An 18,385-nucleotide genomic window follows, 5' to 3' on the forward strand; every position below is an offset into this window, starting at 1 on the left:
GCGGGGAAAACGCACTTCGCGTTACCCGAAAGTGTGGGCGGGGTGCGCGGGCGCGTTTTCCGGAAAAGTGCTCCGCCCTGTCCGCTTGATGCGGAAATGCGCGCGGGAAACTCACCCGGCCTTCACGGGAAACCGTTTTCAGCGCCGGGCCGCCGTTCGACCGGGCCTCGCGCCGCGCGCCCACGGGACCACCCGTCCGGTGCGCTCGGCGACCAGGTCCTCGAGGCGGTGCACGGCGTCGTGCGGGGTCGGCTGGGCGAGGACGTCCGCGCGCAGGGCCTGGGCGCGGTCGGTGAACGCGGGTTCGTCGAGCAGGCGCAGGAGGTGCTCGGCGACGGCGTCCTCGGTGGGGCGGGTGTGGTCCAGGACGAGGGCGACGCCCCGGTCGGCGAGCAGGGCCGCGAGGTTCGGCTCGTCCCAGGCGCCGCCGGGGGCCACGAGCTGGGGCAGGCCCGCGGCGGTGGCGGCGGAGGTGGTGGCGGGGTCGCCGCGGTGGACGACGGCGGCGCAGGCGCGGAGGAGCTCCTGCGGGGGCTCGTGGTCGTGCGGGTGGGTGGTGGCGGGTGGTGGGAGCGGGGGTGATCCGGTGGGCAGCAGGGCGATCAGCTCGACGTCCAGCCGCGCGGCTCCCCGGACGAGGACCTCGGCGGTGGCGCGCTCGGCCGGGGTGAGGCCGCCTTCGCGGTCGGGGCGCGCGAGGGCGAGGCAGACGCGGGGGCGGGCCGGGGCGTCGTGCGGGGCGGGGTGGGGGCGCGGGCCTGCCAGCCGTTCGCGCAGGTTGTCCGGGAGCTCGGCCGGGCCGTCGTGCGGGGTGGGGCGGACGCGCGGGCCCGCGAGCCGTTCGCGCGGGTCATCCGGGGGTTCGAACGGGCCGTCGTGCGGGGCGGGGTGGGCGCGCGGGCCCGCGAGCCGTTCGCGCAGGTCGTCCGGGAGCTCGGCCGGGCCGTCGTGCGGGGTGGGGCGCAGTGGCAGGTGGTCCAGGTCGACGGGTGGGCGGGTGCCCGGTGGGAGCTGGTCGGCGGTGAGGTTGCCGACCGCGACGTCCTCGGTGAACACCGCGCCCCTGCGGGCCAGTGCCGCGCCGAGCCTGGTGGTCAGGCCGTCCGGCTGGTCGGGGGCCAGTCCCGCGCGGTGCAGGCCGACGACGTCGACGGCGTGCGGGACGCGCACGTGCGGGACGCCGAGGAGCTTGGCCACCACCGGCCCCGCGAGCACGGCCTGGTCCCACACCAGCAGGTCCGGCCGCCAGGTCCCGGCGAAGTCGAGCAGGTCGTCGAGCAGCGCGTCGTCCAGGTGCAGCAGGCGGTCTCCGCTGTCGGGCCCGCCGCCCTGCGCCGGGATCGGGGTGGGCGCGTCCCCCCGGTCGCCGACCGGGACGGCGGTGAGGCCCGCGCCGGTGACCACCCCCACGCCCGAGGGGCGGACCGCGACGCGCACCTGGTGGCCTGCGGCGCGCAGCGCCCAGGCCAGCGGGGCGAGGCCGCGCAGGCCGGGGTCCACCGGGAGCGGCGTGAACAGGACGCGCACGGTCGATCTCCTTCCGGGGAACGGGACCCGGTCGGCCGTCGCCCCCTCCCCCGGCATCCTCGCCCCGCCGCCTCGGGCCCGGTGGGAGCGCGCGCGGACACTTTTGGTGGATCAGCGGACCGGCGTGCGCGACGGGCGGGCGGGCCGCGCCGCCGGGGCGGACAGCGCCGCGCGCTCGGTGACCAGGGCTTCCAGCGCGGGCACCAGGTCGTGTGGGCTGGGGACGGCCAGGGTCTCCCGGTGCAGGACCGCCGCCGCCTCGGCGAACGCGGGCTCGCCGAGCAGTCGGGTCAGCGCGTCCGCGACGGCGCCCTCGGTGAGGCGGTCGCGGCGCACGACCAGCGCGGCGCCGCGCGCGGCCAGCAGGTCGGCGCGGCGCGGCTCGTCCCACAGCGGGGTGGGGACGACCAGCTGCGGCACGGCATTCGCGATCGCGGCGCCCTCGGCGGCGGCGTCGCCCCGGTGGACCAGGGCGTCGCAGGTGGGGAGGAGCTCGTGCAGCGGCAGGGGGTGGTGCAGGCGCACGTGGTCGGGCAGGTGGCCGATCCGGGCGGCCTCCCCGGCGGGCAGGTCGGTGACCACCTCGACGCCGAGCCTGGCCGCGCCGCGCAGCAGGGCGCGGGCGCGGTCCCGCTCGGCGGGGTCGGCGACCGGGCCGGGGAGGACGCAGACCCTCGGGCCCGCCCGCCCGGCGCGCAGCAGGCCGTGGACGATCGCGGGGGCGCTGTGCGGGACGTGCCGGACGGGCAGGTGGTCGTGGTCGACGGGCAGGCGCATCCACGGCGGGAGCTGGTCGACGGTGACCGAGCCGAGCGCGACCTCCTCGGTGAGCGCCGCGCCGTGCCGGGCGAGCGCGCCGCCGAGCAGGGCGGCGAGCGGGTCGGGGCGGTCGGGGGTGGCTCGGTGCCAGCCGACGAGGTCGAGCCCGAGCAGCACGCGGGCGCTGGGCGCGCCGAGCACCTGCGCGAGGACCGGGCCGGAGTAGTCGCGGGCGTCCCACACCACCAGGTCCGGGCGCCAGCGGCGGCCGAGCGCGACCAGGTCGTCCACGACGTCGTCCACCGGCGGCAGGCGTGCGGCGAGGGCGTCCACCGGGCCGTCCAGCAGCGCGAGGCCGGGCAGGTCGCCGGGGAGGTCGCCGTCCGGGGCGGGGGTCGTGGCGGGACTGGCAGTGGCGGGGCTGGCAGTGGCGGGGCTGGCAGTGGCGGGGCTGGCAGTGGCGGGTGCGGCCGGGGCGGGCGGGCCCACGACCACCGGGGTGAGCCCGGACCCGGTGACCGCGCCGGTCCCGCCGGGGCGGGTGGCGACGCGGAGCTCGTGGCCCGCCGCGCGCAGCGCCCAGGCGAGCGGGACGAGGTGCGGGAAGCGGGAGGGCGCCGGGAGCGCGGTGAGCAGGACTCGCACTGGCCGCTCCGATCGTGGTGGTGTGGCCGCGAATTCGGGCGAAGGATATCGACCGCCGGATTGCGCGACCGGGGGCGCGCCTTCGCGGGCACACCTTCGAGTGAGGTGATCACGCGCGTTCGACGGGGTCCGGAAAACCCCTGCTATAAAACCGGGATGACGGGCTTCCGCGCGCGGCGGGCACCTCGGGTGCCGGGTTCCGCGAGCGCTTTCCCGCGTGTCACCGGACTTCTCCCCCGGCGTCGGTCCGGCGGGTCCTCCTCCACCGGTGGCGGTTCCCTTCGGCGAGAGGAGTTTCGAGGTGACCGAGGCGCTTGACCGGGCGGTGCCCGCCGGGGTCGGGGAGCACGTGGAGATCTACGAGGTGGTGCACTCCGCGCGCGGGCGGGACTGGGTCGCGGAGGCGGACCTGGTCGCCAAGCTGGTGCTGGCGCGCAACCCGTGGGCCGGGTCGCTGCTGGACGTGGCCTGCGGGACGGGGGCGCACCTGCGGCGGTTCGGGTCGCGGTTCGCCAGGGTGGCCGGGGTGGAGCCCTCGCCCGCCATGCGCGGGATCGCCGAGGCCCGGCTGCCGGGGGTGCCGGTGCACGCCGGGGACGTGCGCGGGTTCGACCTCGGGGTGCGGTTCGACGCGGTGACGTGCCTGCGCTTCGCGATCGCCCACGCCCGGTCGCTCGCGGAGCTGGGGGCGATCGCGGAGTGCTTCGCCCGGCACCTGGTGCACGGCGGGGTGCTGGTGGTGGAGCCGTGGTGGTTCCCCGAGCGGTTCCCGGAGGGGTGCGTGAGCGGGTCGGTGGTCGAGCGGGACGGGGTGGTGGTGAGCCGGTTGTCGCACTCGGTGCGGCGGGGGCGGACGACCAGCACGACGGTGCGGTACACGGTGGCGGAGGCGAGCGGGATCCGGGACTTCACCGAGCGGGAGGAGCTGGGGCTGTTCGGGGAGGAGGAGTACCTGGCGGCGTTCGCGGCGGCGGGGATCAGCGCGGCGCACGTGCCGGGCGGGTTGAACGGGCGGGGGGTGTTCGTGGGGGTGCGGTGCTGAGGGCGCGCCGGGGGTGAGCCGCCTGGGCGCCGGGGTGCCCGGGCGGAGGGGTGCTCGGGCGCCGGGGTGCTCGGGGTTTGGCCGTCCGGGGTCGCGGCGGTCAGCGGGTGCGGTGGTGCTCGGCCAGGCGGGTGAGGTCGACGCGGTGGAAGCCGTCGCCGAGGGTTTCCTGGATGTCGTCGTCGACCCTGCCCTCGGCGTAGACGCGGCCCTCGGGGTCGACGAACAGGCCGACCTGGTCCAGGTGCGCGTTGACCGCGTCCCGGTAGGCGGCCTCGATGCCGGGCACGTCGTAGTCGCCGGGGTTGGGCCCCAGGTGGCTCAGGACCAGGTCGCGCAGCGTGGCGGCCCCGCCCATGTCGTGGAGGCCGGACAGGTGGCCCAGCAGTTCCGAGGTCACGCGCTCATGATCCGGATGAGGGGGATCATCCGTTCGAGAGGCCCCGTTGATCTTTTCGGGTGAAGGCCGCTCGGGTGGTCGTGACGGTTCGCGGTGGGGGCGCGGGCGGTCCGGCGCGCCGCCACGCGCCGGACCGGTTCCGGTCAGCCCCGGTGCAGCGCGCCTGCCAGGCGGCCTGCGATCAGGGCCTCCGCCTCGGTGACGATGCGGTCCACCAGCTCGCGGACGGTGGGCACGTCGTCGATCAGGCCCTGGGCCATGCCGGTGCTCCAGATGCCCGCCTCCAGGTCGCCGTCCTCGAAGACCTTGCGGCCCCGCGCGCCCGCGACCAGGTCGCGCACGTCCGGGAACTCGCCGCCCTGGGCCAGCACCTCGACCACCTTGCGGCTGACCGAGTTGCTGGCCACGCGGGCGGTGTTGCGCAGGGGGCGGAAGATCAGCTCGGTGTCCAGCTCGCTGCTCGCCACGATCCGGGCCTTGACCTTCTCGTGCACCGGCGCCTCCCGGGTGCACAGGAACCGGGTGCCCATGTTCACGCCCTCCGCGCCCAGGGCGAGCGCGGCGACCAGGCCGCGGGCGTCGGTGAACCCGCCGGACGCGATCACCGGGATGCTCAGGCGCGCGGTGGCCGCCGGGATCAGCACCAGGCCGGGGACGTCGTCCTCACCGGGGTGCCCGGCGCACTCGAAGCCGTCGATGCTGATCGCGTCCACGCCGATCCGCTCGGCCTTGAGCGCGTGCCGCACGCTGGTGCACTTGTGCAGCACCTTCACGCCGTGCTCGTGGAAGCCGGGCAGGTGCGCCTCGGGGTTGAACCCGGCCGTCTCCACGATCTTCACGCCGGACTCCACGATCGCCGCCCGGTACTCGTCGTACGGGGGCGGGTCGATCGACGGCAGGATCGTCAGGTTGACGCCGAACGGCTGGTCGGTCAGCTCGCGGCAGCGCGCGATCTCGGCGGTCAGCGCCTCCGGGGTCGGCTGGGTCAGCGCGGTCAGGAAGCCCAGCGCCCCGGCCTCCGCGACGGCCGCGACCAGCTCGGCCCGGCCGACCCACTGCATCCCGCCTTGCACGATCGGGTGCCGCACGCCGAACAGCTCGGTGAACCTCGTCCGCAGCAACGCTTCCCCCTCTACAGCCCGTAGGTCTTGCCGATGATGTCGCGCTGGATCTCGCTCGTCCCACCGTACACAGTGGACACGACGGCGGACCGCAGCAGCGACTCCATGCCGTACTCGGTGGCGTAGCCGTAGCCGCCGAGCATCTGCATCCCCTCCAGCGCGAAGTGCTTGGCCAGCTCGGTGCACTTGAGCTTGGCCATGGACGCCTCGCGCGCGAACACCTCGCCGGGGTTGGCGTCGATGGTCGCGGCGACGTCGTCGAGCAGCAGCCGCGCGCACTCCAGCTCCACGGCCATGTCCGCGATCCGGTGCTTCAGCGCCTGGAACGAGCCGACCGGCCTGCCGAACTGCTCGCGCTGGCGCACGTAGGCGAGGGTGTCGTCGAACGCCCGCCTGGCGACGCCGAGCATGAGCGCGGCCAGGATCATCCGCTCCAGGTTGAGCCCGGCCATCAGCTGCGCCCAGCCCTGGCCGGGCACGCCGACGACGGCCGAGTCGGGCAGGAAGCAGTCGGTGAAGTACAGGTCGTTGACCTCGCGCCCGCCCATGGTCTCGATGCCGCTGATCCGCAGGCCCTCGGCGTCGGCGGGCACCATGAACTGGGTCAGGCCGCCGTGCTTGCCCCGGTCCTTGGCGGTCCTGGCGATGAGCAGGACGTGGTCGGCGAAGTGGGCGTTGGAGCACCAGGTCTTCTGGCCGTTGACCAGGTACCCGCCGTCGACCTTGTCGGCCCGGCAGGTCAGCGCGCCCACGTCGGACCCGGCGCCCGGCTCGGACATCGACACCGCCTCGACCCGGCCGCGCACCACGCCGCCGAGGACGGCGCGCTTCTGCTCCTCGGTGCCGAACCTCTCGTAGGCGGCGGCGGTGATGATGGTGGTGCCGAAACCGCTGATGGGGGCGAGCCCGTAGGAGCTCTCCTCCAGGAACAGGCACAGGTCCACCATGCCCAGCCCGGCGCCGCCGTGCTCCTCGGGGATGGCGATGCCGAGCCAGCCGAGGTCGGCCATCTTCTCGTACAGCCGCTGGTTGTGCGGTTCCCTGCCGTTCTCGGTCAGCTTGTCCCGCTGCTCCTTGGTCCCGCACTCGCGGCGGCAGAAGTCGGCGACCGCGGCGACCAGGTCGCGGCGCTCGTCGGTCAGTGCTCGGGGCATGGCGTGCACTCCTGTTCAGGGCGGGGTTTCCTGCTACTCGTCCCGGACGGCCGGGAAGACCTCGTCCACCAGGTGCAGGACGGTCCTGGTCAGCAGCACGTGCAGGTCCGCGCGGCTGAGGGAGCCGCGCACGAGCCACTCCCTGGAGGCGGCCTTGAGCATCGCGCCGTGCGCGCGCACCAGCGCCCGCAGCTTCTCCCGGCCGTCCACCACGTCCGTCATGAGCGCGGCTTCCAGCACCCGGTCGGTGGCGATCTCGTCGGCCTCCAGCATGATCCGGTCGATCTCCGGGTCGCCGCCGATGGCCTCCAGGTTGATGGCGGACAGCCACATCTCCCGGTTGCGCTCGACGACCTCCAGCCACCGGTCGACGCAGATCGACACGCGCTCCTCGGGGGTGGTGCGCGGCAGGCGCTCGGACACGGAGGCGGGGATGACCATCATCTGGCGCACCACCTCCAGGTACAGGCCGCGCTTGCCGGTGAAGTAGTGGTTGATCAGGGCGCGGGCCACCCCCGCCTCGGCGGCGATGTCCGCGGTCGCCACGCCCGCGTAGCCGCGCGCGCCGAAGAGCTTGCGCGCGGCGGCGAGGATCTGCGCCCGCCTGGCGTCCGGTTCCATCCGGCGCCGCTGCGCCTGGTGCTGCCCGGCCATGCCGACCACCCGCTCTTCCGTGAAAAGGTCCAGCCACCTCTGCCGGTGCTATGTGTACATCGAGTCGATGGTCGCCGCGTGCAGCTCGGCGACGGCCTTGCGGCGCAGGCTGAGCTTGGGGGTCAGCTCGCCGGACTCGGCGGTCCACGGGCCAGGCAGGACGCGGTGCGCCTTGACCTGCTCGGCGCGCGACAGGGGCGCGTTGGCCTCCGCGACGGCGTGGTCGAGCGCGGCCAGCACGTCGGGGTGCCCGGCCAGCTCGGGCAAGCCGGTGGTGATGCCGTGCGCGGCGGCCCAGGCGGGGGCGGCGTCCTCGTCCAGGACCAGGAGCGCGGTCAGGTACGGGCGGCGGTCGCCGATCACGACGGCCTGGCCGACCAGCGGGTGGGCGCGCAGCAGGGCCTCGACCTTGGTGGGCGCGATGTTCTTGCCGCCGTCGGTGATGATCAGCTCCTTCTTGCGGTCGGTGATCGTGACCAGGCCGCGGTCGTCGATCGCGCCGACGTCGCCGGTGCGCAGCCAGCCGTCGCCGTCGGTGACCGGGTCGATGCCGCCGTCGGCGCGCAGGTAGCCCTCGCAGACGACGGGTCCGCGCACGAGCAGTTCGCCGTCCTCGGCCACCGCCACCTCCACGCCGGGCACGGCCGCGCCGACCGCGCCGGTGGCGAACCGCTCCGGGGTGCTGACGGTGGCGGCGCCGGTGGTCTCGGACAGGCCCCACACCTCCAGCACGGGAAGTCCCAGGCCCGCCAGGAACTCCAGCACCGGCACCGGGATCGGGGCTGCGCCGCTGTAGGCGCGCACGCACTCGTCCAGGCCGATGGCGGCGCGGATCGGGCGCAGCACGGCGTCGTCCAGGTGGCGGGCGCGCTCGGCCAGGTCGGCGGGGACCTCGGCGCCCTCGGCGCGCAGCCGGTGCGCCTCGAAGACGGCGCGGCGGGCGGCCTCGACGGGGGCGGCGTGCTCGGGCGGCAGCGCGGCGAGCGTGGCGCGCAGACCGGTGACCAGCTTCTCCCACACCCTCGGCACGCCGAACATCCCGTGTGGACGGACGGCGAGCAGCGCGGGCAGGAGCTGCTTGGGGTCGGGGCAGGTGGTGACGTGCCCGGCGTTGCAGATCGGCAGGTAGACGCCGAGGACGCGCTCGGCGATGTGCGCCATGGGCAGGTAGGCCACGGTCCTGGGGTGCTCGGGGCCGGGCACGAGGTGCTCCTGCGCGAGGGACTCGTAGACGGCGTTGCGGTGCGAGAGCACGACGCCCTTGGGGTCGCCGGTGGTGCCGGAGGTGTAGACGAGGGTGAGCGGCCAGGTGGGGCCGACCGCGTCGGTGAGCGCTTCGAACGCGGCGTCGGGGGTGGTGGGCTCGCCGCGCAGCTCGGCGTAGCCGACGAAGCGCGGGTCGCCGGGCGGCAGCGCGGCCGGGTCGAGCACGACGACGGTGCGCAGGTTCGGCAGGTCGTCCAGCACCGGCCGCCAGCGGGCGAGCTGCTCCGCGCCCTCCAGGACGAGGGTGGAGGCGTTGCTGTGCCTGGCGATGTGGCCGACCTGCTCGGTGCTGAGCGTGTCGTAGGTGCTGCACGGCAGCGCGCCCAGGTGCACGGCGGCCAGGTCGGCGATCCAGTGCTCGGGGCGCTTGGACATGGCGATGAGCACCCGGTCGCCCCGGCGCACGCCCAGCGCGGCCAGGCCCCTGGTGAGGGTGGCGACCTCGGCGCGCAGCCGCGACCAGGTCAGGGTGGTCCCGCCGGAGGTGAGCGCGGGGTGGTCGGGGAACCGCTCGGCGTCGCGCCGGAGCAGCCGGGTGATCGTCGACTCCTGCGCGGACTCGTGCAGCGGCTCTGCTGTGGTCGTCACGTCGGGTTCCCCTCCATCGCGGACCTCGTGCGGGCTTCCCGGAGCGACCTCCACCCTGGCCCGCTTGTTGCCGATGTGTCAACAAGAGTCCTCCGGTTGTCGCCTTCGACATCGATCCAGAGGCTCAAAAGCACTATCAGCCAGCAGTTTGCTCCCCCGGCCGCACTATTGACACTTCGTCAACAACTGCCAGTATCGGGGAGCCGGGGATGCGCTGTCGCCGGCGGGGAGGGAGTGCGAGCACAGTGAGCGAGGCATTCATCTACGACGCGATCCGCACCCCGAGGGGCAAGGGTCGCGGCGGCGCGCTGCACCACGTCAAACCGGTGTCGCTGGTGGCCGGGCTGATCCGGGAGGTCGGCGCCAGGCACCCCGGCCTCGATCCCGCCCGGATCGACGACGTCGTGCTCGGCGTGGTCACCCCGGTCGGCGACCAGGGCATGAACCTGGGCAAGACCGCCGCGCTGGTGGCCGGGCTGCCCGACGAGGTCGCCGGGTTCCAGCTCAACCGGTACTGCGCCTCGGGGTTGGAGGCGGTGAACCTGGCCGCGCAGAAGGTCAGGGGCGGCTGGGAGCAGCTGGTGCTGGCCGGTGGCGTGGAGTCGATGTCGCGGGTGCCGATGGGCTCCGACGGCGGGCCGATGGCCACCGACCCGGAGACCGCGTACGACATCCCGTTCGTGCCGCAGGGCGTGAGCGCCGACCTGATCGCCACCATAGAGGGCTTCTCGCGCGCCGACGTCGACGACTACGCGCTGCGCTCGCAGCGGCTCGCGGCGGCGGCGTGGAGCGGCGGGTATTTCGCGAAGTCCGTGGCACCGGTCAAGGACCGCAACGGGGTGACCGTGCTGGCCGAGGACGAGCACCCCCGGCCGTCCACGACGCCGGAGGCGCTGGCCGGGCTGAGGCCCTCGTTCGCCGCGATCGGCGAGGCGGGCGGGTTCGACGCGGTGGCGCTGCAGAAGTACCACCGGGTCGAGCGGATCGAGCACGTGCACACGCCGGGCAACTCCTCCGGCGTGGTGGACGGGGCGGCGCTGGTGCTGGTCGGCTCCGAGCGGGCCGGGCGCGAGCTGGGGCTGACCCCGCGCGCCCGCGTGGTGGCCGCCGCCGTGAGCGGGGCCGATCCGACGATCATGCTGACCGGTCCGGCGCCCGCGACGCGGAAAGCCCTGGCGCTGGCGGGGTTGGCGGTGGACGACATCGACCTGTTCGAGATCAACGAGGCGTTCGCGGCGGTGGTGCTGCGCTACGCCAAGGACCTGGACCTGCCGTGGGACAAGGTCAACGTCAACGGCGGCGCGATCGCCATGGGCCACCCGCTGGGCGCGACCGGGGCGATGCTCGTCGGCACCGTCGTGGACGAGCTGGAGCGGCGCGACGCGCGGCGGGCCGTGGTGACCCTGTGCGCGGGCGGCGGCATCGGCATCGCCACCGTGATCGAGCGCGTGTGAGCGCGCCGCACCCCCAGGACCCCGCGAGCCGGGAAGGAGCACCGATGCGGGAGCAGGACATGATCGGGTGGGAGCGGGGCGAGGACGGGGTCGTCGTGCTGACGATGGACGACCCGGACCACCCGGTCAACACGATGAACCCGGCCTACCGGACGTCGATGGAGGCCGTCGTCACGCGGCTGGAGGCCGAGCGGGACGGCATCACCGGCGTGGTGCTGACCTCGGCGAAGAAGAGCTTCTTCGCGGGCGGCGACGTCGGGTTCATGAGCAGGGCCGAGCCCGAGGACGCCGAGGCGCTCACCGAGGTGTGCGCGGTGCTCAAGGCGCAGCTGCGGATGCTGGAGACGCTGGGCAGGCCGGTGGTGGCGGCGGTGAACGGGTCGGCGCTGGGCGGCGGTCTGGAGATCGCGCTGGCCTGCCACCACCGGATCGCGCTCGACGTGCCGGACAGCCGCATCGGGCTGCCGGAGGTGACGTTGGGGCTGCTGCCCGGCTGCGGCGGGGTCAGCCGGACGGTGCGGCTGCTGGGGTTGCAGAAGGCGCTCACGCGGGTGTTGTTGCAGGGCCAGCGGTACAAGCCTGCGGAGGCCTTGGAGCTGGGGCTGGTGGACGAGCTGGCGTCCAGCCGCGAGGAGCTGCTGGCCAAGGCGCGGGCGTGGGTGCTGGCCAACCCGGACGCGGTGCAGCCGTGGGACGCCGAGGGCTACCGGATGCCCGGCGGGTCGCCGACGAGCCCGAAGGTCGCGGCGCTGCTGCCCGCGTTCGCGGCGAACCTGCGCAAGCAGGTCAAGGGCGCTCCCCTGCCCGCGCCGCGCAACGTCCTGGCGGCGGCGGTGGAGAGCGCGCAGCTCGACTTCGAGTCGGGGCAGCGCGTGGAAACCGCTTACCTGGTCGAGCTGATGATCGGCCAGGTCTCGAAGAACATGATGCGGGCGTTCTTCTACGACACGCAGCACGTCAACTCCGGCGGCAACCGGCCGCAGGGCTACCCGCCGCACACCGCGCGCAAGGTCGCGGTGCTGGGCGCGGGCATGATGGGCGCGGGCATCGCCTACTCCTGCGCGCGGGGCGGGCTGGAGGTCGTGCTCAAGGACGTCACGGCCGAGGCGGCCGAGCGCGGCAAGGGCTACTCCGCGAAGCTGGTGGACAAGGCCGTGGCGCGCGGGAAGAGCAGTCGGGAGCGCGGGGACGAGCTGCTGGCGCGGATCACCCCGACCGCGGACGTGGCGGACCTGGCCGGGTGCGACCTGGTGATCGAGGCGGTGTTCGAGGACCAGGGCCTCAAGCACAAGGTGTTCGCCGAGGTCGAGGCCGTGGTCGCGGCGGACGCGGTGCTCGGGTCCAACACCTCCACGCTGCCGATCACCGGCCTGGCCGAGGGCGTGACGCGGCAGGAGGACTTCATCGGGCTGCACTTCTTCTCGCCGGTGGACAAGATGCCGCTGCTGGAGATCGTGGTCGGGGAGCGGACCAGTGAGCACACCGTGGCCAAGGCGGTGGACATCGCCAGGCAGATCGGCAAGACGCCGATCGTGGTCGACGACAGCCGGGGGTTCTTCACCAGCCGGGTCATCGGGCGGTTCGTGGACGAGGCCGTGGCGATGGTCGGCGAGGGCGTGGACCCGGTGACCGTCGAGCAGGCCGGGTCGCAGGCCGGGTACCCGGCGCCTCCGCTGCGGTTGATGGACGAGCTGACGCTGACCCTGCCGCGCAAGATCCGGCAGGAGACCAAGGCCGCGGTGCTGGCGGCAGGCGGCGAGTGGGTCGAGCACGGCGCGGAGGCCGTGGTGGACCGGATGATCGACGAGTTCGGACGTGGTGGGCGCTCCAGCGGGGCCGGGTTCTACGAGTACGCGGACGGCGAGCGGGTCGGGCTGTGGCAGGGGCTCCGGGAGCACTTCACCCGCGAGGGCGCGGAGATCCCGTTCCGGGACGTGCAGGAGCGGATGCTGTTCGCCGAGTCGCTGGACGCCATCCGGTGCCTGGACGAGGGCGTGCTGCGGTCGGTGCCGGACGCGAACGTCGGGTCGGTGCTGGGCATCGGGTTCCCGGCGTGGACCGGCGGGGTGCTCCAGTACGCCAACGGCTACCCCGGCGGGCTGGCCGGGTTCGTGGCGCGGGCGCGGGAGCTGGCGGCGGCGTACGGCGAGCGGTTCAGCCCGCCGGAGTCGGTGGTGGGCAAGGCGGAGCGCGGCGAGCGGTACGAGTAGCGGCTTTCAGGGTGTGCGCGGGGGTTCGAGCATCGGCACCAGGAACCGCCGGGCCACCGCGCGCTGCTCGGCGCGCAGCCGCCCGGCGACGAACTGCCGCACCACGGCCAGGGTGCGCCCGCCGTCGAAGAGCACGGACGGCAGGACCGCGTCCGGCTCGGTGGACATCAGGCCGCCGATGAGCGGGTTGTCCCTGATGGCGCGCAGCGAGCCTGCGAAGCCCTCCACGACCCGGTCCTGCACGGTCTCGGCCTTGCTCACGTCGGCGGCGAACCGGTCGAAGTAGCGCCGGAACTCGCGCCGCACCACCTGTTCGAACAGCGCGTCCTTGGTGGCGAAGCGGCGGTGGAGGGTGATCCGGGACAGCCCGGCCAGCTTCGCCACGTCCGCCGTGGTGGAGCGCTTGACGCCCGTGCGGCAGAACCGGTCGTGCGCGGCGTCGAGCAGCGAGCGGGATTCGTCGGGCCCCACGGGAGCGGACAGCACGGGTTCCACGGGCGCCTCCGCTGTCCGTCGGCACGATTCAGGAGGCGCGTTCCGGCGTTGGGGTCTGGTGCTCGCCCCCCGGAGCGCGCTTCCCCGTGAGGTACACGGATACAAATCGTGTTTCAGCGTATTAGGCGGTGCGGTTTCGGGACTCGACGAGGAGTTCGCGGCGATGGGTGGACCGGGCAGGCGGGGGTTGGTGATCGCGGGTGGCGCGCTGGGCACGTCGGTGGTGCGGCGGGGCGAGGTGCCGCGCGTGAACCTGGCGGTGCGCTCGTGGACCGGCAGCGGGTCGATCGTGGTGGAGGCGGTGAAGACCCGGCTGGTGGGCGCGGACGGCGTGGTGTCGTTCGCGCTGCCCAGGACCGAGGTCGGGCAGGGCGTCACGACCTCCACCGCGATGCTGATCGCCGAGGAGCTGGACGTGCCGCTGGAGCGGGTGCGGGTCACCCTGGCCGACGCGCGCCCCGAGCTGCTGTTCAACCAGCTCACCGGCGGCTCCAACACCACCATCGCCACCTACCTGCCGATGCGGGTGGCCGCGGCCACCGCCCGGAGCAGGCTGCTGGACGCGGCGGCGGGCGTGCTCGGCGCGCCCGCCGCCGCGCTGGTCCTCTCCGGGGGACTGGTCACCGCGTCGTCCGGGAGGCGGGTCGGCATCGGCGAGCTGTCCGCCGTCGCCGCCGCCGACCGGACGGCGCGGGTGGCGGTGACCCTCAAGCCGGACGAGGACTTCCGCGTCATCGGCACGCCCCGCACGCGCGTGGACGCGCTGGACGCGGTGACCGGGCGCAAGCGGTTCACGATGGACCTGGACGCGCCGGGCGCGAAGCCGACCACGGTGTGCCGCCCGCCGACCACCAACGGCCGGGTGTCCACTGTGGACAACGTGGCGCAGGTTCGGGCGATGCCGGGCGTCACGGACGTCGCGGCGGTGTCGACCGGGGTCGCGGTGCGGGCGCAGACCTTCGGGCAGTGCGTCGACGCCGTGCGGGCGCTGCGGGTGACGTGGCGGCCCGACCCGGTGGGCGCCCGGTCGGAGGCGGCGGTGCTGGCGGCGGTGGCGTGCGCGTACGCGCGGGCCACGGGGACGGACCCGACGGTGTTCCCGATCAACCACGGTGCCCTGTCGTTCACGCCGAAGCCGACCCGTGCCACCCGTGCCCGCGCCGCCCGACGACGGCGCCGAGTGACCCCCTGCCCCGAGGAGACCCCGTGCCCGAGCCACCTGAACGGCCGCGCGGTGACGCCGTGCTCGGTGCCGGTGGGCGCGCTGGGGCCCGAGGACGAGGTGACCACGATCGAGGGCCTCGCGGGCGAGGGCGGGCTGCACCCGATGCAGCGGGCGTGGCTGGACCTGGACGTCTCCCAGTGCGGCTACTGCCAGCCGGGGCAGATCATGGCGGCGGTGGCGCTGGTCCGGCGGGTCGCGGCCGAGGGGCGCGCGGTGACCGACGCGGACCTGGACGGCATCCGGAACGTGTGCCGGTGCGGCGCCTACCCGCGCATCCGCGAGGCGATCCGCGCCGGTGGCGAGGCCATGCGGGACTCACCCGACCAGGGCTTCCCGACCGGGTGAGGTTTGAACCGGCCCGCTTCGCCCGGACCGGTTCACCTGCCGCTCGGGGGCTGCGCCGCGCCCCGGTCCAGGCGGACATTCCTCGTGGAGGACGCCGGTGGGAACGGGGGTCGGGTGATGTCGGCCGGTCGTGGCGCGCGCCGCCTCGGCGTGGTGTGCGCGGTGCTCGCGCTGCTGCTCGCCGTCGTGTGGTGGGACCTGCCGGGCGCGCGGGCGGCCACCGGGTCGCTCACCGGGCAGGTGTACCGGGACGACGACGACAACGGCGCCCAGGGCGGTGGGGAGCCGGGCATCGCCGGGCTGGTGGTGCGCGTGACGGGCACCCGCTACTCGTGCCCGCCCGCCGAGCAGCCCGCGTGCGCGGTGAGCCGGACGGTGACGACGGACGCGGGCGGGACGTTCACCGTGACCGGGCTGGAGAGCGGTGACCACACGATCACCGTGCCGCGCCCCGCGGCCTACGCGGACGGGAGGATCACCACCGGCAACGGCGGCGGCACGGTGACCGCGCCGAACCAGCTGTCGTACGTGACGGTGATCGACGGGTACGCGTCCACCGGGTCGCTGTTCGGGATGCGGCGCGGCGCGCTGACCGGGACGGCGTGGGTCGACGCGGACAGCGACGGGGTGATCGACGACGACGAGCCCGGCCGGTTGGGGTCGGTGGCGGTGGTGCTGCTGAGGTCGGACGAGACGCCGGTGGCGAGCACGACCACCGACGGCTCGGGGGCATACGGCTTCGACGGCGTGGCGCCGGGCGACTACGTCGTGCGCGCGACCCTGCCCGCCGGGTACGGGGCGGCCACGCCGACGTCGGTGGCGTTCACCCTGCCCGCCGGGGAGGGCGGGCACGTGGACTTCGGGATGCAGAAGGGCGCGCTCGGGGACTACGTGTGGCTGGACTCGGACGAGGACGGGGTGCAGGACCCGGAGGAGAACGGGATTCCGGGGATCAAGGTCGAGCTGCACCGGGTGTTCGGCGGGCTGGTGGCGACGGCGACCACGAACGAGTACGGGCGGTACTTCTTCGTGGACCTGGACGAGGACCTGTACTACCTGAAGGTGTACCGGCCGGAGGGGATGGTGTTCTCCCCGCGTGGGCGGGGGACGGCGGCGACCGGGTCGTCGGTGTTCCACGAGGACGGGAACCAGCAGAGCTCCGGGAACACGCGGGACGTGCGGGTGCAGGTGGTGGACAGCGGGATCACCCAGGACATGGACCTCGACGCGGGGCTGCACCACAACGCCAAGGACCTGGAGCTGACCTCGTTCGACGTGGACGACGCGAATCCGGTGGTGGGGCAGGAGGTCGTGTTCACGTCGGTGATCACCAACGTGGGGCGCGCGCCGCAGGACGGGGCGATGGTGCACCTGTGGCTGCCGGGGGCGCTGCGGGCCACGGCGGCCTCGGGGGTGGGGTGGAACGGGTACTGCCAGGTCGATCCCACGGTGGTCTACTGCTACCAGACCGGGACGGCCGCGCCGGGCGAGTCGTTCCCGCCGTTCGTGCTGCGGGCGGTGGTGGACGGGGCGATGACGGCGGAGAGCGCTTACTCGCGGACGGGGTTGGCCGACACGAGCGGTTACGGCGCGGAGGCGGAGGAGAAGACCCGCGCGAACAACGACCTCTACGGCGCCCCGATGACGACCTCGACGGCGGCGCCGGTCACGACGACCACCGAACCGCCCGTCATCACCACAGAACCGACCAGCACGACCACCGAGCCACCGGTCACCACAACCACCGAGCCACCGGTCACCACGACCACGGAATCACCGGTCACCACTCCCCCGACCACCACTCCCCAGGTCACCGATCTGGCCGTGTCAGTAGACGCGGACACCCTGTCCCCGGACGTGGGCGAGCGCGTCGTCTTCACCACCGCGGTCACCAACGTGGGCACCACGACCGTCACGGGCGCGCGGGTCGCCCTCACCGTCCCCAGGGGCTTGGAGTACGAACTGGGCGCCCCGCGGGTGGACCTGGGCGGCTGGTTCTGCGACGCGTTCGGCAGGCAGCTCTCGTGCACCGAGCCGTCCGAGGTCGCGCCGGGCGGTTCCTACCCGCTGCTGCTGGTCACCGCGGTGGTGACCGAGCCGGTCTCCCCCGAAGCCGCACGGGCGGAGGTGGCGCTGTTCGACGGCGCGCCGGACGACAACCCGGACAACAACGGCGCGGCCAGCCCGATGATCTCCCCACCCGCCGCGCCCGTCACGACGACCACGCTCCCGGCCACCGCGACCGCACCACCCGTCACCACACCGGCGACCACCACGTCCCCACCCACCACACCCGCGGAACCCATCGCCACCACGGGAATCGCCGCACCGCAGCCGACCGGCACGACCGGCGAGCCCGCGCCGGAACCGCCCACCGCGCTGCCCGCTCGCCCGGAGGACCCCCTGGCCACCACCGGTCGCCCGGCCCGGCTCCTGCTGCTGGCCGCGCTGGTGCTGATGACCGCGGGCGCGACCCTGCTCGTGACCACCCGCCCCGCGCCACCGGGCCGCCACCGCGCTCCCCGCCGCCGCTGACCCGCCGAGGCGTGGCGCGCCGACGTGGGCCCTGGCGGCGGTCCCGGTGACCGATCGGGGTGACGGGTGGACCGCGACCGCGCAGAACACCATCCGGGCGCGCGGCCAGAGGTGTCGGGCACGCGAGGGCTAGTGCGCTCACCGCACCGGCCCCGCGCTCACCCCTCCGCTCGGTTGATCCGCTCCGCGCGGATGAGCACGTCGAGCTGGGCCGGGTTGTAGAGGTCGCGCAGCGCGGCGGCCACCGCGCTCCCGGCCAGCTCGCGGGCGTCCGGGCTGCTGTCGCGCAGCTCGGTCACGCCGGGGTGGTTCTCCGCGATGCGCTTGAGCTGCCGGGCGAGCAGCACCGCGACACGCGCGCGGGTTGCCTCGTCCGCGTCCTCGGGCAGCTCGTCGAACCCGGTGGCGTCGGGTTCGCCGTAGTACTCCTCCAACACCTTCCGGTAGCGCCCGATGGCCTCCGGGCTGAGCACCCGCCCCATGACGACGGCGAACGCCCGCTCGGCGTCGCCGTACTTCTCCAGCGCGACGGCCGGGGCCAGGTCGGGGGGCAGGTCGACGGGCGCGGACTCGGCCAGGATGACGGCCAGCTCCTCGCGCACGCCCTGCAGGCGCTCGATGGTGGCGGCCAGCTCAGCGTCCAGGGCGCGCAACTCCTGCGCCGGGTGCCCGCCGCCGTCGCCCATGTCGGCGATCTGGTCGAGCGAGAACCCCAGCTCCGCCAACCGCTTGATCCGCAACAACCGGGTGAGGTGCGCGACCCCGTACTGCTTGTACCCGTTGGCCCGCCGCTCGGGCTCGGGCAGCAACCCGACCTCGTGGTAGTGCCGCACGGTCCGCAGGCTGGTGCCCGCCAACTCGGCGAGCTGCCGGGTGCTCCAGGCCACGAGAACCCCTTCCGCCGTGCGTTCCCCGGCGCGGTGCGACCAGTAGAGACCACGCCGGTGCGTCATGGTCAAGATTGC

General features: G+C 74.4%; 13 protein-coding genes and 2 pseudogenes. 6 read left to right on the forward strand and 9 right to left on the reverse strand.

The annotated features are described in order from the left end of the window. Positions 1–138: 138 nt before the first annotated feature. Together CNX65_RS21830 and CNX65_RS21835 are read right to left on the reverse strand one after the other, a co-directional pair. On the reverse strand, positions 139–1,527 hold the full coding sequence (locus tag CNX65_RS21830) for a nucleotide disphospho-sugar-binding domain-containing protein (protein WP_096495435.1): 1,389 nt from the start codon (positions 1,525–1,527) through the stop codon (positions 139–141). A 111-nt stretch (positions 1,528–1,638) separates the two neighbouring features. Continuing rightward, on the reverse strand, positions 1,639–2,931 hold the full coding sequence (locus tag CNX65_RS21835; protein WP_096495436.1) for a nucleotide disphospho-sugar-binding domain-containing protein: 1,293 nt from the start codon (positions 2,929–2,931) through the stop codon (positions 1,639–1,641). Between the two features lie 301 nt (positions 2,932–3,232). Between CNX65_RS21835 and CNX65_RS21840 the strand changes: the two genes are divergently transcribed. Then, a complete protein-coding gene (locus tag CNX65_RS21840; protein WP_096495437.1) occupies positions 3,233–3,973 on the forward strand; it encodes a class I SAM-dependent methyltransferase in 741 nt (246 codons plus the stop codon). A 100-nt stretch (positions 3,974–4,073) separates the two neighbouring features. On the opposite strand, the gene CNX65_RS21845 is transcribed toward CNX65_RS21840, so the two are convergent. The 5 genes from CNX65_RS21845 to CNX65_RS21865 all read right to left on the reverse strand — a co-directional run bounded on the left by CNX65_RS21845 (position 4,074) and on the right by CNX65_RS21865 (position 9,156). Then, the gene (locus CNX65_RS21845) at positions 4,074–4,373 is read right to left on the reverse strand and encodes a hypothetical protein (RefSeq protein WP_096495438.1); all 300 of its coding nucleotides are present in this window, start codon (positions 4,371–4,373) and stop codon (positions 4,074–4,076) included. Between the two features lie 143 nt (positions 4,374–4,516). After that, on the reverse strand, positions 4,517–5,494 hold the full coding sequence (locus CNX65_RS21850) for an NAD(P)H-dependent flavin oxidoreductase (protein ID WP_177154300.1): 978 nt from the start codon (positions 5,492–5,494) through the stop codon (positions 4,517–4,519). 11 nt (positions 5,495–5,505) lie between these two features. Then, positions 5,506–6,648, reverse strand: coding sequence for an acyl-CoA dehydrogenase family protein (locus CNX65_RS21855; RefSeq protein ID WP_096495439.1), 1,143 nt, complete (start codon positions 6,646–6,648; stop codon positions 5,506–5,508). Between the two features lie 33 nt (positions 6,649–6,681). Further along, positions 6,682–7,302, reverse strand: coding sequence for a TetR/AcrR family transcriptional regulator (locus CNX65_RS21860; protein WP_177154301.1), 621 nt, complete (start codon positions 7,300–7,302; stop codon positions 6,682–6,684). Between the two features lie 48 nt (positions 7,303–7,350). Beyond that, positions 7,351–9,156 (reverse strand): AMP-dependent synthetase/ligase, encoded by a 1,806-nt coding sequence (locus CNX65_RS21865; RefSeq protein WP_096495440.1) that lies wholly within the window; start codon positions 9,154–9,156, stop codon positions 7,351–7,353. Positions 9,157–9,365: 209 nt separating this feature from the next. Between CNX65_RS21865 and CNX65_RS21870 the strand changes: the two genes are divergently transcribed. Further along, complete coding sequence (locus CNX65_RS21870; RefSeq protein ID WP_198320527.1) at positions 9,366–10,610, forward strand: acetyl-CoA C-acetyltransferase; 1,245 nt, start codon at positions 9,366–9,368, stop codon at positions 10,608–10,610. A gap of 44 nt (positions 10,611–10,654) precedes the next feature. Further along, positions 10,655–12,820 carry a 3-hydroxyacyl-CoA dehydrogenase NAD-binding domain-containing protein gene (locus CNX65_RS21875; RefSeq protein WP_096495442.1) on the forward strand — a complete coding sequence of 722 codons (2,166 nt, stop codon included), beginning with the start codon at positions 10,655–10,657 and terminating at the stop codon, positions 12,818–12,820. Positions 12,821–12,826: 6 nt separating this feature from the next. Here CNX65_RS21875 and CNX65_RS21880 read toward each other — a convergent pair whose 3' ends face one another. Continuing rightward, the gene (locus CNX65_RS21880; protein ID WP_096495443.1) at positions 12,827–13,315 is read right to left on the reverse strand and encodes a TetR/AcrR family transcriptional regulator; all 489 of its coding nucleotides are present in this window, start codon (positions 13,313–13,315) and stop codon (positions 12,827–12,829) included. A 163-nt stretch (positions 13,316–13,478) separates the two neighbouring features. Between CNX65_RS21880 and CNX65_RS38210 the strand changes: the two are divergent. From CNX65_RS38210 to CNX65_RS21895, 3 genes and pseudogenes are all read left to right on the forward strand, one after another. Beyond that, positions 13,479–13,937 (forward strand): annotated as a pseudogene (locus CNX65_RS38210) (molybdopterin cofactor-binding domain-containing protein); the annotation flags it as partial. Positions 13,938–14,522: 585 nt separating this feature from the next. Next, a pseudogene (locus CNX65_RS21890) lies at positions 14,523–14,885 on the forward strand ((2Fe-2S)-binding protein); the annotation flags it as partial. Between the two features lie 117 nt (positions 14,886–15,002). Beyond that, positions 15,003–17,420 carry an SdrD B-like domain-containing protein gene (locus CNX65_RS21895; protein WP_157767776.1) on the forward strand — a complete coding sequence of 806 codons (2,418 nt, stop codon included), beginning with the start codon at positions 15,003–15,005 and terminating at the stop codon, positions 17,418–17,420. Between the two features lie 158 nt (positions 17,421–17,578). Here the strand turns inward: CNX65_RS21895 and CNX65_RS21900 are convergent, their stop codons facing one another. Beyond that, positions 17,579–18,307, reverse strand: a complete 729-nt coding sequence (locus CNX65_RS21900) for a MerR family transcriptional regulator (protein ID WP_096495445.1) — start codon at positions 18,305–18,307, stop codon at positions 17,579–17,581. Positions 18,308–18,385: the final 78 nt, after the last annotated feature.

Origin of the sequence: Actinosynnema pretiosum (assembly GCF_002354875.1) — a bacterium.
Taxonomy (GTDB): Bacteria; Actinomycetota; Actinomycetes; order Mycobacteriales; family Pseudonocardiaceae; genus Actinosynnema; species Actinosynnema auranticum.

What these genes read in the sequence shown, in the direction of transcription:
- CNX65_RS21855 (WP_096495439.1), bottom strand. Translation starts at nt 6,648, where the DNA reads ATGCCCCGAGCACTGACCGACGAGCGCCGCGACCTGGTCGCCGCGGTC.
- CNX65_RS21875 (WP_096495442.1), top strand. Translation starts at nt 10,655, where the DNA reads ATGCGGGAGCAGGACATGATCGGGTGGGAGCGGGGCGAGGACGGGGTC.
- CNX65_RS21895 (WP_157767776.1), top strand. Translation starts at nt 15,003, where the DNA reads ATGTCGGCCGGTCGTGGCGCGCGCCGCCTCGGCGTGGTGTGCGCGGTG.
- CNX65_RS21870 (WP_198320527.1), top strand. Translation starts at nt 9,366, where the DNA reads ATGCGCTGTCGCCGGCGGGGAGGGAGTGCGAGCACAGTGAGCGAGGCA.
- CNX65_RS21860 (WP_177154301.1), bottom strand. Translation starts at nt 7,302, where the DNA reads ATGGCCGGGCAGCACCAGGCGCAGCGGCGCCGGATGGAACCGGACGCC.